The 15,282-nt window shown below is 69.3% G+C and carries 10 protein-coding genes; 4 read left to right on the top strand and 6 right to left on the bottom strand.

Annotated elements, in window-relative coordinates; all coding sequences use genetic code 11:
* Window positions 1-17 precede the first annotated feature (17 nt).
* On the top strand, window positions 18-1,562 hold the full coding sequence (locus ABL838_RS01450) for a YifB family Mg chelatase-like AAA ATPase (protein ID WP_126022470.1): 1,545 nt from the start codon (window positions 18-20) through the stop codon (window positions 1,560-1,562).
* An 87-nt stretch (window positions 1,563-1,649) separates the two neighbouring features.
* On the opposite strand, the gene ABL838_RS01445 is transcribed toward ABL838_RS01450, so the two are convergent.
* The 6 genes from ABL838_RS01445 to tssJ form a co-directional block, all read right to left on the bottom strand.
* Complete coding sequence (locus tag ABL838_RS01445) at window positions 1,650-3,713, bottom strand: serine/threonine protein kinase (protein ID WP_418123777.1); 2,064 nt, start codon at window positions 3,711-3,713, stop codon at window positions 1,650-1,652.
* Between the two features lie 100 nt (window positions 3,714-3,813).
* Window positions 3,814-4,527 carry a type VI secretion system-associated protein TagF gene (gene tagF / locus ABL838_RS01440; protein WP_126022472.1) on the bottom strand — a complete coding sequence of 238 codons (714 nt, stop codon included), beginning with the start codon at window positions 4,525-4,527 and terminating at the stop codon, window positions 3,814-3,816.
* Between the two features lie 130 nt (window positions 4,528-4,657).
* Entirely contained in the window at window positions 4,658-8,320 is a 3,663-nt protein-coding gene (gene tssM / locus ABL838_RS01435; protein ID WP_418123776.1) for a type VI secretion system membrane subunit TssM, read from the bottom strand.
* The gene (locus tag ABL838_RS01430) at window positions 8,320-9,705 is read right to left on the bottom strand and encodes a DotU family type VI secretion system protein (protein WP_418123774.1); all 1,386 of its coding nucleotides are present in this window, start codon (window positions 9,703-9,705) and stop codon (window positions 8,320-8,322) included. Before ABL838_RS01430 ends, tssM begins: the two co-directional genes overlap by 1 nt.
* An 8-nt stretch (window positions 9,706-9,713) precedes the next feature.
* Complete coding sequence (gene tssK / locus ABL838_RS01425) at window positions 9,714-11,009, bottom strand: type VI secretion system baseplate subunit TssK (RefSeq protein WP_240650671.1); 1,296 nt, start codon at window positions 11,007-11,009, stop codon at window positions 9,714-9,716.
* A gap of 256 nt (window positions 11,010-11,265) precedes the next feature.
* A complete protein-coding gene (gene tssJ / locus ABL838_RS01420) occupies window positions 11,266-11,694 on the bottom strand; it encodes a type VI secretion system lipoprotein TssJ (protein ID WP_240650660.1) in 429 nt (142 codons plus the stop codon).
* A 338-nt stretch (window positions 11,695-12,032) separates the two neighbouring features.
* Between tssJ and ABL838_RS01415 the strand changes: the two genes are divergently transcribed.
* From ABL838_RS01415 to ABL838_RS01405, 3 genes are read left to right on the top strand one after another with little or no spacing between them, the layout of a single operon-like run.
* On the top strand, window positions 12,033-12,332 hold the full coding sequence (locus ABL838_RS01415) for a TssQ family T6SS-associated lipoprotein (RefSeq protein WP_311737037.1): 300 nt from the start codon (window positions 12,033-12,035) through the stop codon (window positions 12,330-12,332).
* A gap of 58 nt (window positions 12,333-12,390) precedes the next feature.
* Complete coding sequence (tagH, locus tag ABL838_RS01410) at window positions 12,391-14,457, top strand: type VI secretion system-associated FHA domain protein TagH (RefSeq protein ID WP_418123772.1); 2,067 nt, start codon at window positions 12,391-12,393, stop codon at window positions 14,455-14,457.
* Window positions 14,450-15,274, top strand: a complete 825-nt coding sequence (locus ABL838_RS01405; RefSeq protein WP_126022478.1) for a PP2C family protein-serine/threonine phosphatase — start codon at window positions 14,450-14,452, stop codon at window positions 15,272-15,274. The genes tagH and ABL838_RS01405 overlap by 8 nt, the downstream gene beginning before the upstream one ends.
* Window positions 15,275-15,282 lie beyond the last annotated feature (8 nt).

Here is a 15,282-nt window from a genome sequence, read left to right as displayed (position 1 = left end):
TGGGGAGAGGGAGAGAAATGGGACTGTCTTTGGTGCAAAGCCGCGCCTTGCTGGGTCTTGAAGCGGCCAGTGTCACGGTTGAGGTGCATCTGGCGAACGGCCTGCCCAGCTTCACGCTGGTCGGCCTGGTCGAAACCGAGGTCAAGGAGGCGCGAGAGCGCGTGCGCTCGGCGCTGCAGAACGCGGGGCTGGAGTTCCCCAACAACAAGCGCATCACGGTCAACCTCGCGCCGGCCGACCTGCCGAAGGACTCCGGACGCTTCGATCTGCCCATCGCGCTGGGCATCCTCGCGGCCAGCGGCCAGATAGACAACGCGAAGCTCGCCGGCCACGAGTTCGCCGGCGAGCTCTCGCTTTCGGGCGAGCTGCGGCCCGTGCGCGGCGCGCTGGCCATGGCGCTCGCGCTGCACACGCGCGGCGTCGCTACGCGGCTGGTGCTGCCCCTGGAAAGTGCGCAGGAGGCGGCGCTGGTACCAGGCGGCGAGGTGTACGGCGCCAGGCATCTGCTGGACGTGGTGCGCCAGTTCGTGGCCACCGACGACGAGGCTTCACAGTTGCCCGACACCACGGACGACGGCTGGGCGCGCATCCGGGCCGCGCCCGACACGAACCCGCCCCGCTACGCCGATCTTGCGGAAGTGAAGGGACACACGGGCGTCAAGCGCGTGCTCGAAATCGCCGCGGCGGGCGGCCACAGCCTGCTGATGGTGGGCGAGCCGGGCTCGGGCAAGTCGATGCTCGCCCAGCGCTTCGCGGGGCTGCTGCCGTCGATGCACATCGACGAGGCACTGGAGAGCGCGGCCGTGGCCAGCCTGGGTGGGCGCTTCGCGACCGAGCGGTGGCGGGTGCGGCCGACATGCTCGCCGCACCATACGGCGAGCGCGGTGGCACTGGTCGGCGGGGGCTCACCGCCACGGCCCGGTGAAATCTCCCGCGCGCACCATGGAGTCCTTTTTCTCGACGAATTTCCCGAGTTCGCCAGATCCGCCCTCGAAGCGCTGCGCGAGCCGCTGGAGACCGGCACCATCACCATCGCCCGCGCCGCGCGGCGCGCCGAATTCCCGGCGCGCTTCCAGCTCGTCGCCGCGATGAACCCGTGTCCCTGCGGCTATCTCGGCTCGTCATCCAGGCCCTGCCGCTGCACGCACGAGCAAGTCTCGCGCTACCAAGGCAAGCTCAGCGGCCCGCTGCTCGACCGGATCGACCTGCACATCGAAGTGCCTCCGGTGTCCGCGCAGCTGCTGCTCGAGGCGCCCGCAGGCGAATCGACCGACAGCATCCGCGAACGCGTGGTCGCCGCGCGCGAGCGCGCGATGCAGCGCCAGGGCCATGCCAACCAGTCGCTGCAAGGCGCGGCCATCGACCGTCATGCGGCACTCGACGACGCGGCGCGCGCGTTCATGTTCAACGCGGCCGCCAAGCTCGGCTGGTCGGCGCGCAGCACGCACCGGGCGCTGAAGGTGGCGCGCACGATCGCGGACCTGGCCGGGTCGCAGGCCGTGCAGGTCGGGCACCTGGCGGAGGCGGTGCAGTATCGAAGGGCGTTGCGCGGGGCCGCCTAAAGCGAGATATGCAAGAGCGCGCTCCCGCATTGCGCACCTAACCCGAGGCGGGTTGCGGCCCGGAGCCGGCAGGGCCGCAGGATCCGGCTACTTGAACTCGTGGCTCACCACGGGCGCCGACTTGCTGTCCTGCACCGTCACGCGCTGCCGGTACACCTCGAGGTCGCCGTTGCGCACTTCGATGTTGTAGATGCCGGGGCGCAGCGACAGCGACTTCAGCGGCGGACTGACGCCACGATCGGCGCCGTCGACGAACACCTGGCCCCAAGGCCGCACGTTGAACAGCACGCGGCCCATGCCGGGCGCCGCCGCGGGCGGAGTGGCGGTGGCGCCAGGCGTGCCGGGCGTGGCGCCGGCGACCGTGGTTCCGGGCGGCTGTGTGCCGGGGGCAACGGGCACCGAAGGCGGCGAGACGCGGTTGATCTCGGCAATGGCGTTGCGCGCCTCCCGGGCGTGCAGGCCGCGGCGGTAGCGGCGCAGGTAGGCCTCGTAGCCTTCGCGCGTGTTCTCGCTCTGCGCGAGGTTCCAGTCCTCGGCTTCGGCGGTGGCCAATGCGGATTCGGGCGGCGTGGCCGGTGTTGCGGGCGTCGCCGGCGCAGTCCCGGGCGTGGTGACCGGAACGTTCTCGAGCGGCGCCAGGGGCCCGGTGGATGCTGCGGGCGCGCTGGCCGCCGCGGCCGGGGGCTGCGCCGCGGCACCGCCGGCCACGGCCGGCGGCACGCCGTCGGTGGCGGGCGGCGTGGCGGTACCGGTCGTGGCCGCAGGCGGCATCGCTGCCGGCGGCGCTGCGCTGGTCGACATCGGATCGCTGGGCGGCGGCACCGGCACCATCGCGGTCTTGGGCTCCTGCGGCTGCATGCCCGAAGTGAGGCGCAGGCCGATCCACGCGCCCACGGCGACGAGCGCGATCAGCAGCACGCCGACCATGCCCCAGGGCGGGCGCTTGAGCTTCTGTTTCTGCGCGGGCGCGGCAGCCACGGCCTTGCGGGCCTTGGCGCGGCTGTCGCGCTCGTCCTGCGCCGCGCGCGGTACGGGCGCCGGCGCGGGAGCGCGCACCGGTTCGGGGGCGGCCACCGGCATGGGCATCGACATCGGTTCCAGCGGCGCCGGCGCCGACACCGGCGAGAACTGCTGCGGCGTGAGCTGCGGAGGCGGCGGCGTGGCCGAAACGGGCGCGGCGGGAATGATCACCGCCGGCACGCCCATGCCGCTCACGTAGATGTCGCCCAGCTTCACCAGCCCGAGCTCGGCGGCGAAGGCGGCCACGGTCTGCGTGCGGTCCTTGCTGTGCACGGCCAGCGTGTGGTCGATGGCGGCGCAGAAGGCCGGGCTCAGGTCGTCGCGGCCCATGGACGACAGCGGCACGTAGGCATCCTGCACGCTGCGCACCACGGCCGAAGGCGGCGGATGGCCGGTGACCGCGCGGTACAGCACAGCGCCCAGCGCGTACAGGTCGGTCCATGCGCCCTGCAGCAGGGTGTTGTCGTCGGCGTACTGCTCGATGGGCGAGTAGCCCGACTTCACCATCACCGCCACCTCGTCGACGAGATCGGCGATGGACTTGCGCGCCGCGCCGAAGTCGAGCAGCACCGGCAGGTCGTCCTGCTGGATGAAGATGTTGTCGGGCGCGATGTCGCGGTGGAAGCACTGGCTGCGGTGCAGCGTCTCCAGCGCACCCAGCAGCGGCCCCAGCATGCCCAGCAGCCAGGGCTCGGTGACCTTGCCGGGCTCGTCTTCCGCCAGGCGGCGCAGCGTGCGGCCCTTGTAGAGCTGGATCGCCATGTAGGCGGTGGAGTTCGCCTCCCAGAAGCGGTGTACCCGCACCAGCGCCGGGTGGCTGAACTGCGCGAGCGTGCGCGCCTCGTTGATGAAGCTGCGCAGGCCCGCCTGGAAGGTGGCCGTGAGCCGCTCGGAGCGCACGTGCACGCTGTTGTCACCCACGCGGCGCGCGAGCATCGCGGGCATGTATTCCTTGATGGCGACCTCGCGCTGCAGGGAGTGGTCGTAGGCGCGGTAGACGATGCCGAAGCCGCCCTCGCCGATCACCTCGAGCAGCTCGAACTCGTCGAGGCGGTGGTTGGCGCCCAGGGGATGCGGGCGCTCGTCCTGCGCGTCGGCCGCCGGGCTTCCGATGCCGTGCATGGTCGTCATGCTTCTTTTCCTCCTGCGGGACGGCCGCCCACATGATCCTCACGGCCCCCATGACCCTCTTGGCCCCTCCGGGCCTGCCGGCCGATATGGCTCTTCTTGTTCATGCCCATGGCACATGTCCCTGCGAAAACAACTTGGAAAACAGCGGCGTGTTGAGCCCGCCGCCATGGGCCGCGGTGCGCAACGGAGACCCGTCGGCCTGGTTGGTCCACCAGTAGCTGGTGCTGCCGAAAGGGTCGAAGCACAGTGGAAGCTCTGGCCAGCCCAGGCGCTGCTGGGCGCTGGCGCCACCGGCCGTAGGCCCGAGGATCGAAAGGATGTCGTCCGAACCGCCGCTGGCCGTCTGGAAGCCCGCGCGGCCGGCCGCCAGCACCTGGCTGTCGAACTGGTCGGGTGCCACGCCGTGGCGGATGGCCTGCAGCATCGCGCTGCCGCACTGCCAGTACCACTCGGCCGAACCTTCGAGCACCGAGGGGCGGTAGTTGCGCGCGGCCACCTGCAGGGTGATGCACACGGGGTAGTAGCGGCCCACCCGGTCGCAGCTGGGTGCGATGCAGCCGAACTGCACCGCGTCGACGCCCTGCGTGGCGGGAATCGCGAAGTTCCACACCGGCGCCACCGCGTAGTGGCGCGTCATCGCGTCGGGCCAGCGCTTGAAGCTGCCCAGGCCGTTCTGCATCCAGCGGTCCCACCAGGCCTGCAACTCGCGCGGCATGCGGCGATAGAGGAAGTCGCCGGCGGAGGGCAGCTTGCCGTACCAGCCGATCTGCTCGTCGACCGGCACCCAGGCCTGTGGAGGAATGCTGCTGTTCATTGCATATGCCTCGAAACAACATCGCGGCATATGCCAGGAACACCGCGGAACCGGCTTTGCCGGGCCGCAGGTGTTGCCCCCTGCAAGGGGGTTGGAGAAGCGACACGAAGTGCGCGAAGCCTGGGGGTGTTCATGATTTCCCGGGGCACGAGAAGCTGTTCATCTGCGGCAGGCGCAGCGGGTTGTAGACGCTGTTGGCGGTGACCGCGAGCACCACCTTCTTGCCTTGCAGGTCGAAGCTGGCGTTGAAGGATTCGGGCGAGCTGCCCGCCGAGATGGAAGCCTTGTCGAAGAGCCGGTGCAGCGCCCACGGCCCTTCGGTCACGATGCCGCCGGCCGGCGTGCCGTTGGCGGTGGTCACCTGCAGGCGCACTTGGTTGCTGTTGCGCGGGCCCGGCCACTTGACGGTGCTGGGCGCCTGCGGGCCGTGGGCGTAGCGAACCGTCTGGCCGTCGACGTCGAGCGTGAACTGCGTGAGCGCCGCGTCCATGTCCTCGGGCCGGATGTCGATGGTGAACGAGGGCGTGCGCCCGCCCGCCATGCCCGAGAAGAACACGTCGCGGATCGCCTGCGCCTTCTGGAACGAATCGAGGTACGCCGAGCGCCCGGTGGCACTGCCGTCCACGCCGCGCTTGAAAGTCCAGGGGTTGACCGAGGTGTCGACCTGCGTGATGAGGTTCTTCTGGAAGAAGTCGTCCATCATCCCGCCCGGCGCGAACAGCTGCGCGAAGTCGCCCGAAGCCACGTCGCGGCTGGAGCCGCGCGTGAACGGATAGCGCCCCGCGATCGCCTGATTGCAGAACGAGCCGATGCTGGCCGCCGCGCTCTGCCCGATGTTCTGCCGCGTGACCGCAGCCGCCTTCGAAGAGGCGGTGGCCGAGAGGTCGTTCAGCATGCCCTGGAAGGGCACCGGCAGGCGCCCCGCCTCTGCCTGCACCTTGGTGACCGCGTCGCTGGTCGGCGGGATGTTGCCGCTGCGCAGCGCCGTGTCGGTGGCGGTGAGGAAGTTGTAGAGCTCGTTGATGAGTGCGGCCGTCGCGTCGATGGGCGCCTGCCCGCCCTGCTTGGGCGCGGTGACCATGCGGCGCAGCGGCTCGAAGTGGTTGTCCACCAGCGACTCGGGGCGGTCCACGCGCGTGTTGCGGCGCTGGCTGCCGTCAGGCTGGCCGATGAGCTGCTCGATGCGCTCGCGCGTGCTCTGCACGCGGTTCTGCGCCTGGTCGAGCAGGCTGCGCGCGGCCTCGTCGTGGCTGCGCAGGAGGTCGGTCTCGCGCGCGGCGCCGCGGATGATGCGCGACATCGGCGACTCGGCGGTCGAGAGCACGCGCGTCATCTGGATGCTCTGCAGCAGCGAGCGGCTGTCGGCCAGGCGGATGTCGACGAGGTAGTCGTCCCACACCTTGATGTAGTCGGTGAGGTAGAGCCGGCGCACCTCGCGCAGCAGCAGCTCGCGCGAGGTGATGTCGGCGATGCCGGGCGCGCGGATCTGCAGCACCCAGCGGTCTTCCTGCTCGAGCGACAGCGCGGTCTCGGCCATGCGCTTGTCGAAGATGTCCCAGTAGCCGCGGTAGGTGAAGAGCGTCGGGATGCCGTCGGTCAGCGGCTTGCCGCTCGCGCGGCGGATGACCAGCGCCGACTCGGCGCCGCCCGCCTCGGCGATGGTGAAGGCATTGGGCTGGCTGGTCTGCAGCAGGATGCGGCGCAGCCGCGCATACGAGCGCTGCGCCAGCGGCACGCCGGCCAGGCGCTCGCGCGTCTGCGTGATGAGCCTGTCGTCCTTCGCGAAGGGCGAGGTCACCACGCGGCCCGAGAACAGCGCCTTCAGGTGCGACTCCAGGTTGGCGCGCTGCTCGCGCGTGAGCGAGGCGCCGATCTTGCGGTCCACGTCGGTGAGCAGCCAGGCCTGCAGGAAGTCGGCGTCGTAGCGCTCGGCGTCGTACAGCATGAGGTAGGCCTTGAGCGCCTCGTAGCTGTATTCGGCGTCGTTCTTCGCGGCCTCGCGCAGCGACTGCTCCACGCGCTGCGCGGCCTGCGGCAGCAGCACGGTCTCGAGCGCGCGCTGGTAGACGCCGTCGGTCGCCGCCTGCAGCTTCTCGCCCTGGTACAGGCCGAAGCGGTAGGAGGTCGGCGGATCGCCGATGTCGAAGTGGCTGGACTTCGGCAGGTCGCGCAGCCTGTCGAGGATGAGCAGCGAGCTGGCGATGTCGCCGCTGGTGTCGACCACCGTGGGCAGCTCGCCGCGCGCGGCGGCCTTGTTGAAGGCCTTGGCGTTGGTGTCGACCTCGGCCACGTACTCCTTGTTGTTGCGCCAGCTGTTCACGCAGGCTCCCAGCAGCAGCACCAGCAGCACGCCGATCACGCTGTAGCCCGCGATGTCGATGGCCCGCTTGCGCCGGTACCAGCGCAGGTTGGTGCCCGCCACGCCCGCGTCGCGGAAGATCACCTGCTGCAGCAGCTCCTTCAGGAAGTAGCTCTTGCCCGGGCCCGGCGGCGGCGCCGGCGGCGCGTTGACCTGCAGGTAGCGCTTGATGGCGCCCATCACGCGGTCGAAGGCCGTGCCCTCCTGCGTGCCGCTGGTGAAGTACACGCCGCGCAGCATCGACGCGGCCTCGAACTTCGACGGGTTGAACACGTCGGCCAGGAAGGTGCCGAGGATGTCCTCGAAGCTCGCGAACTGCTGCGGCAGCAGGTAGGCCTGCGCACGGCGCATCGGGTCGGACTCGGCCGCCAGCAGCTCGGGCAGTCGCTCGTCCAGGCGCTGGTGCAGCAGCTTGTATTCCTGGTGGAAGCGCTCGCGCAGGTCGCCGCCCACGGGCGCCGCGCCCTTGTTGCCCTTGCCGGCCTTCGCCGGGTTGCCCTGGATCGGGAAGGTGAAGCCCCACACCTGCTGGCGCTCCGCGCGGCCCAGCGAGCCGAAGTACTCGTTGAAGCCGGCCAGCAGGTCGGTCTTGGTGACCAGCACGTACACCGGGAAATCGATGCCAAGGTCGTTGCGCAGCTCCAGCAACCGCTTGCGCAGCGCCATCGCGTGGCGCGCGCGCTGTGCGTCGTCGGCCAGCGGCAGGTCGGCGATGCTGATGGTGAGGATCGCACCGTTGATCGGCTGGCGCGGCCTGAACTTCTTCAGCAGCTCGATGAAGCCCTTCCACTCGCCCTCGTCGGTCTCGCGGTTGCTCTCGTGCGTGGTGTAGCGCCCGGCCGTGTCGATCAGCACCGCCTCGTTGGTGAACCACCAGTCGCAGTTGCGCGTGCCGCCGATGCCACGCACCGCCGCCTTGCCGAGCTGGTCGGCCAGGGGGAAGTCGAGGTCGGAGTTGACCAGCGCGGTGGTCTTGCCCGAGCCCGGCGCGCCGATGAAGATGTACCAGGGCAACTGGTACAGGTACTGCCGGTCGAACAGCGAGAAGCGGCTCGCGGGCTTGCCGTCGGCATCCGCGCCGAAGCGCATGTTCTTCAGGATGTTGGTGGCGTCGGTGAAGCCGCTTTGCAGCTCCTTGATCTCGGGCGCGTCCTCGGGCTTGGCCTCCTTCTCGCTCTTGGAGGGCGTGCGCAGCTGGTTGAGCAGCTGCGCGTTGAGCCGGCGCTCGCGCCACTTGCGGTAGATGACGCGCACGAGCCAGATCGTGAACATCAGCACGATGACCACGATGCGCACGATCTCGTCCTCGAGCGGACGGTAGCGGCCGACCGCGATGGCCGGGCCGATGACCCAGATCAGGAAGGCGAGCGCGACCAGGCCCAGGAAGACCCACAGGTCGCGGCTGATGAGAAAACGGAAGATGGCGCGCAGCATCAGCGGGTGCCTCCGGAGCGCGGTGCGGGGGCAGGTACGGGCGCGGGGGCAACGAGCGGCACAGGAGCCACCGGCGCCACCAGCAGCGTCACCTCGACGCGGCGGTTGCGGGCGCGGTTGGCGGGCGAGTCGTTGGGCACCAGCGGGTCGGCGTCACCGCGGCCTTCGGCGCGCAGGCGCTCGGGCCGCGCAATGCGCGCTGCAATCATCTTCTTCACCGCGTCGGCGCGGGCCTGCGAGAGTTGCCAGTTGGAGGGGAAGCGCACGCTGCGGATCGGCTGGTCGTCGCTGAAGCCGCTGACCAGCACATTGCCTTCCACGGAATTGAGCGCGTCGGCCACGCGCGCGAGCACCGGCGCGTAGCGGTCGAGCACGCGGTCGGAACCCGAGGCGAAGAGGCCGTCGCCGCGCAGCACCACGACACTGCGATCCGCCTCGTCGCGCACGGTGAGCAGTCCTTCGCGAATTTCAGGCTCGAGGAAGCGCTGCAGGCGCGGCACCGGCGCCGGCATGACGACGGCACGCTCGGCCTGCGGCAGGCGCACCGCATTGACGGCCGCGAACGCACCGTCGGAGTGGCCCGCGAGATTGAAGGTGAGGAAGGCGAACACGCCCATCAGCAGCACCGCTGCGACCGCGCCCACGGCCCACACGGGCAGCCAGTTGCGCGAACGGCGCACCGGGGCGCTGCCGTCCTGCCAGTGCGGCGACAGCGGCACCGGGATCTCGCCGCGCGTCTGCCGGATGATCTGCAGCAGCCGCTGCTTGAGCGTCTCGAGCTGCGAGCGGCCGTTGTCGATGACGCGAAAGCGCCCCTCGAAGCCCATGGCCAAGCAGAAGTAGATGAGCTCGATCAGGTGCAGGTGCTGCTGCGGGTTCTGCACCAGGCGCGACAGAAGCTGGAAGAACTTCTCGCCGCCCCAGGTCTCGTTGTGGAACATCACCAGCAGGCTCTGCGACGACCAGATGCTGCCGCCCCACGGCGTGAGCGCCGCGGCCTCGTCGACCGCGGTGCACAGGCAATAACGCGCGCCGATGATCACCTCGGGCGAGATGCCCGCCTGCTGCGCGCGCGTCTCGAAGCGGCGCACCTCGTCGACGAGGTGCTCGCGCAGCTGCGAGGGCGCGGGATGGTGGCCGGTGGCGCGGATCTGCGGGATCAGGTCGAGCAGCGGGTTGGCCGCAGCCACCAGCGGGTTGTTGCCCGCGAGCGCCGTGTCGCCCGCATGCGGGCGCCGCGCGTCATGCCATGCGGTGAAGGAGTCGGGTTGCGCACCGAGTCCGCGCTGCGCGGCGGGCATGCCGCCCGCATCGGCGTTGCCGCCACCCGGGTTCGGGGGCACGAAGCCCCCCGGGCCGACGGCCATGTCGTTGACACCGTTCATAGAGTCCCTCACGGACGGATGGCCCAGAACTCCATGGCCAGACCGGGAAAGTCACCGGCCAGGTGCATCGCGACGCCGCCCGATTTCTCGAGCTGGCGCCACATGTCGCCGCTCTTGTCGAGTTCGAAATAGTGGTAGCCCGCGTTGTACGGAATCTGCCGCGGTGCCACCGGCAGCGGACGCACCACCACGCCCGGCAGCTGCAGCTGCACGAGGTCGCGGATGCGCTCGACCGAGCCGATCTTCACCTGCGTGGGGAAGCGCTGCTGGATCGCGTCGGCCGGCAGGTCGGCATGCACCGCGAGCACGAAGCCGGCGTTGCGCACCAGCACCGGGTCGGGCATGCGGCCCACGCGCACGCCGTGGCTGCGCTCCTCGAGTTCGATGGCGATCGCGCTCTGCTCGAGCACGGCGGAGAGCGAACGCCGGAGCTCTTCGAGCAGCGGGCGTATGCATTCGTTGAGGTTGTCGTGGTCGTAGATCGGCCACAGCACCGGACGGCGCGTGGGCGACGTGTGCGTGGCCAGGTGGCAGGCCAGCTTGAGCCAGTCGACGAAAAGTTCTTCGGGGTGCACCTGCACGGCCTGCTGCGCATGCCAGGTGAGCGCGAGATAGCGATTGACCAGCTCGAGCAGAAGGAAATCGGAGACTTCGCTCACGCCGCCGCGGCCGGGTTGCGAGAGGCGCGAGGCCAGTGCCTCCGAGCGCTGCGTGAGCAGGCCGTGCAGCTCCGCGATCATGCTGCGCAGCATGGCGTGCGCGGAGGCGTCGAGCACCGGCGGGATGTAGTTGGCGTCGACCACCAGCTTGTGGTCGGTGCGGCGCTCGATCACGCGGACCGCGCCGATGGCCTGCCATTCGGCGGTGAGGGAAGACGCACGCGCAAGGCGTAGGCGTGGTGACGCGAGCTGCAGCACGGCCGGGCCCAAGGCGACGGCATTGCCGTCGTTCACCTCGCGTTCGATCACGCCGAAGCGCGCGGCGGAGCCTTCGTCTTCCGAAAAGATGACTTCCTCGCTGCCGGGCCTGCGCAAGGGCAGCGCGAGAACGATGAGTTCGTCGGTGAGATCGCTGGGCACTTCATAAGGAAGCGGCGCGTCTTCGGCGCCGAACGAGAAGGGCGTGCCGTCGGGCATCACGCCCGCGCCGCCGAGCAGCGACACGCGGCCCAGCGCGTAGGCGTCGCGATCGATGTCCAGGTGCAGCCAGCCCCAGTAGGCGCCTTGCAGGCCCGCGGTGCGCCGGGTCACGTACTGCTCGACATAGCGTTCCATTTGCTGGAAGTGCTGCGGGCGCAGGTACATGCCCTCGGACCACACAACGCGATTCGCCAATGCCTGCGGATGAGCGCCGTTCTTTGCGGCGCCCCGATTGCGAACTGTCACCAAAAAGTCCTCCTGGGGAGTGCTCACGCCGGAGCGGGAGATGCGCTGGAGAGCGGCCTCCCGGTCCACTTGTTTTGCTCTCGATGCTACACGTCGAGTCTTACGTTTTGCACCGCATTTCGCTTATGAATTTCTCGCACTTTGGTACTAGCGAATCAATACCTTCGGTCCAAAGTTAACGACTTGGTAGCAGCTCTATGCCTGTCTTGCGCACAGCGACATGCACGGCCTGCTCGCTCGGCGAGAACTGCCACACCTTGTACAGGTTGGTTTGCTTGGGCTCCTTCAGCGGCAGCACGATGCGCCAGCGAGCGGCCTCCAGCTTGCGATAACCGGCGATGATGCCTATGGCGCGCGAGTCCAGACCGGCCTCGCGCTTGAATACCCGCTCTTCGCCGCTGCGCATGATCGCCTGGTCGGCGTTGACCAGTTCCGTGCTCAGCGTTTCCCTGTCACGGTCTTGTAATGCGAAGTAGTCTGCTGTCTCGAAGTTACCGGAAGATTTCAATTCGAAGACTTTCACCAGGATGGGAGCGGCCTGTCCTCGTCCGTCCGGATTGACGCCGTCGTCGATCCTGATGGTGACGGCGTAGGGCGTGGGCATTGACTTGGCCGTCGATGCGCATCCGCTGATGAGGCCCGCAAACAACGGTGTGGTTGCGAGTGCGCCTTGTAGCAAGCTTCGTCGATGCATTGAAATCTCCCGAGGGTTCGCGGCTTATATTATCGAAGTCATGCGCCCTTACGATGGCGCATGGCGTGCATGTCGCGACTGAGCGGCACACTATCTCAAGCATTGCCTTTTCATTGCCCTTTGCAAGGTAGGAGAGAAGATTGAAGTCATGTCTGCCTGCTCTGGCGTTAGCTCTTCTTGCGGTCGCCGGTTGCACGACCACACCGCCGCCGGAGCCCGCGCCCCAACCCGAACGACTGAGCCAGCAAGTGGCGCGCACCACGCTCGAGAAGGCGCAACAGGCGTATGACGAAGGGGACTATGCCAAGGCACTCAGCACGCTCAAGAGCGGCGGCGTCTCGGTGTTCGAAGCCGCGGAGCCGGCCACGCGCCTCGATGCGATGAAGCTGGAGGCCTTCAGCTACTGCGTGGCCAACCAGATCCCCGAATGCCGGCTGCAGTTCCGCAAGATCCTCGATGCGTTCCCGACCTTCGAGCTCAACGTGGCGGAGCGCAAGCATCCGGTGTGGGGCCCCGCGTTCGAGGCCGCCAAGCGAATGAAGCGTTGATGAAGAACATCGCGGCCGCACCGGCACTGCGGCGCGAGAAGACCAACACGGAGAAGCCATGCGTTGGACAGTGATCGAACACGCAGGCAGGCCGGTGGCCACGGGCCCCTCGGCATTGCTCGCCGCGCCCGGAGGAACGATCGGACGCAGCCCCGACAACAATCTTGTGCTGCCTGACGAGCAGCGCCAGATCTCGCGCCTGCAGGCCACCGTGCGCTTCGACGACGATGGCGCCGCGGTGCTGCGCAACATGAGCGCGGTGCTGCCCATCAGCGTGAACGGACGCCCGCTCGCGCACGAGCAGGAATCGCGCGTGGCCGATGGCGACCGGGTGACGATCGGCAGCTATGTGCTGGAGGCCTCGAGCGCTCAGCATGCCGCACGCCCTGTTGCACCACCACCCCCGCCCTTTCCCCCGCCACCGGCAGCGGCGCCGGCTCAGTACATGCCACCGCCGCCGATGGCCGCGCCACCGATATCGGCAGCAGGCCCCATCGACGCGCTGCTTCCGTCTTCCGGCGCATCCGACGTCTTCTCCGACCTGTTCGGCGAAGGGGCCCTGCCCATCGGAGACACGCAGCCCACGGTGGCAATGCCATCGCCGCCGCGCCAGGCGGTGCCGGCGCCGCCGCCACCTGCTGCTTTCGCACCGTCGCCACCCAGCCCGGCTTTTGTTCCACCGCTGCAGCAGCAATACCAGCAGCCGCCTGCGCCCGCACCCGCGCCTCAGCCCGATCCCTGGGCGACGCTTTCGCCATCGACTCCGCCCACGCAGAGCCCGGGCACGAACGCCAGTTCGTCGCAGATGCCCTCCGCGGCCGACTGGGACGCCATCCTCGCCAACGCACCGCGCCGTGTCGACACAACGCCCGCGCCGATGCCCGACCCGATGGCGCACGAGCCCTTCGAGCTGCCGTCGCAGGCACGCCGCAATCCGGTCGACCCGCTCGCCGAGCTGAATCCCGACGCGACCAGGGACATGTCTGACGTTGCGCTCAAGCGCGGCGTCGATCCACTGTCCTTCTTCGCGTCCGACGAGAGCGCGCATTCGCCGCTCTCCGACCCGCGCCCCACGGCACTGCCCCATACCGATCCGCTGCTGCCGGGCGACACGCACCCGGCGGTCGACCTGCTGCACAACAACAGGCCGGCCACACCGGGCTACAGCCATTCGAACCATGCGCGCGAAGTGGCGGCGCAGTTCCGTCCGCCGAATCCGGTGGCGATGCCGGCACCTGCGCCGGCATCTGTCGTCGAGCCGCCGCGAGTGGAAGCAACGCCCCCGCCTCCCTCGCCTCCACCCCCGCCTCCGCCCGCGCCGGTTCCGCCCCCACCACCTCCGCCGCCCTCTCCTCCCGCGCCACCGCCTGCGCCCGTGATGCAGGAGACAAGACCCGAGCCGCCCCTCTTTACGGAGCCGCCGCCGGTGGCAGAACCTGTCCCGGCACCCGAAGCGGCGACGTCAGCACCCTCGCCAGCAAGCACGCCGCAGCCCGGGACAGCAGCGCTTCCATCGTCGTCATCGGAAGCCCTCTTCAGGGCTTTCCTCGAGGGCGCCGGCGTTCCGGAAGTCGCCGGCCAGCAGCCGCTCGACATCGAAGCCATGCAGCGGCTCGGCCGCATCATGCGTGCCTTCACCGACGGCACCATCGAACTGCTGTCTTCGCGCGCCATGCTCAAGCGCGAAGTGCGCGCCGAGATCACGATGATCGTGGACGAGGAGAACAACCCCTTCAAGATCCTGCCCAATGGCCGCGCCGTGCTGATGCAGATGTTCGGTGCGCGCATGCCCGGCTTCCTGCCGCCCGAGGCCGCCGTGCACGACGCGCTCGGCGACCTGCAGTCGCACCAGCTCGGCATGGTCGCGGGCATGCGCGCCGCGCTGCTCACGCTGCTCAAGCGCTTCGACCCCGCCGCTCTCAGCCGCGACACCCCTCACGACGGCAGCCTCGGCGAGAAGCTGCTGCCTGGCGGCCGCGAAGCGCGCCTGTGGCGCGAGCTGCAGCAGCTGCACACCGAGACCACGGCGGCCGTCGAGGACGACTTCCAGGCCGTGTTCGGCCGGGCCTTCCAGCAGGCCTACGACAAGGAGATGGAACGGCTGAAGGAGATGCGCCGTGCTTGAAGCCACACGCTCTTCCTCGTCCTCCTCCTCGTTCGCCGTGCCGATCTCGACCTCGCAGTTCTCCTGCGTCGGCGAGCGCAGCGGCAACCAGGACGCCATCGGCTACCACCTCGACGAACGCAACGGCTGCTTCGTGGTGAGCGACGGTGTCGGCGGCAACGCGGGCGGCGAGCTGGCCTCGCGCATCGCGGTCGACACCGCACTAGACACCTTCGTCGCTGCGCCCTCGCTGGCGGCCGACAACATCCAGCGCTGCGTGAAGGCGGCGAACGACGCCATCCTTGCCAAGCAGCGCGAGCTGACCGAGCAGAGCCGCATGAGCGCGACCTTCGTGTCGCTGTTCGTCGACCGCATCACCAACCAGGCCTGCTGGGCGCACGTGGGCGACAGCCGCCTCTACTGGTTCCGTCGCGGCGCGCTGATGCAGCGCACGGAGGACCACAGCCTGTCGGAGCGCTCGGGCGATGCGGCCGCGAGCCATCAGAACGGCGGCGAGCGGCTGGTGAAAACCAATCTGCTGTACCGCGCGCTCGGTGCGCGAGCAACGGCCGAGGCGACCATCACCGCGCCGCAGCGGCTGGCCGATGGTGATGCATTCCTGCTTTGCACCGACGGGCTTTGGCAGCTGATCTCGCAGCAGGTGATGGAGCGCTCGCTGCAGCTGGCCGACAGCGCGGAGGAATGGCTGGCACTGATCCGCCGCGCGGCGGAAGCCAAGGCCGATGACTCGCAGGACAACTACTCGGCGCTGGCGGTGTGGGTGGGGTTTCCGCAGCAGGTGACGCTGGCGGGCGCAGCGTCGCCGCGCAACGGCTGAGCCTCTCG

The organism is Variovorax sp. 160MFSha2.1, from assembly GCF_048305075.1.
Classification (GTDB): Bacteria; Pseudomonadota; Gammaproteobacteria; order Burkholderiales; family Burkholderiaceae_C; genus Variovorax; species Variovorax guangxiensis.
The sequence above is the reverse complement of the archived record's forward strand: the minus strand, read 5'-3'. Positions and strand labels throughout refer to the sequence as shown.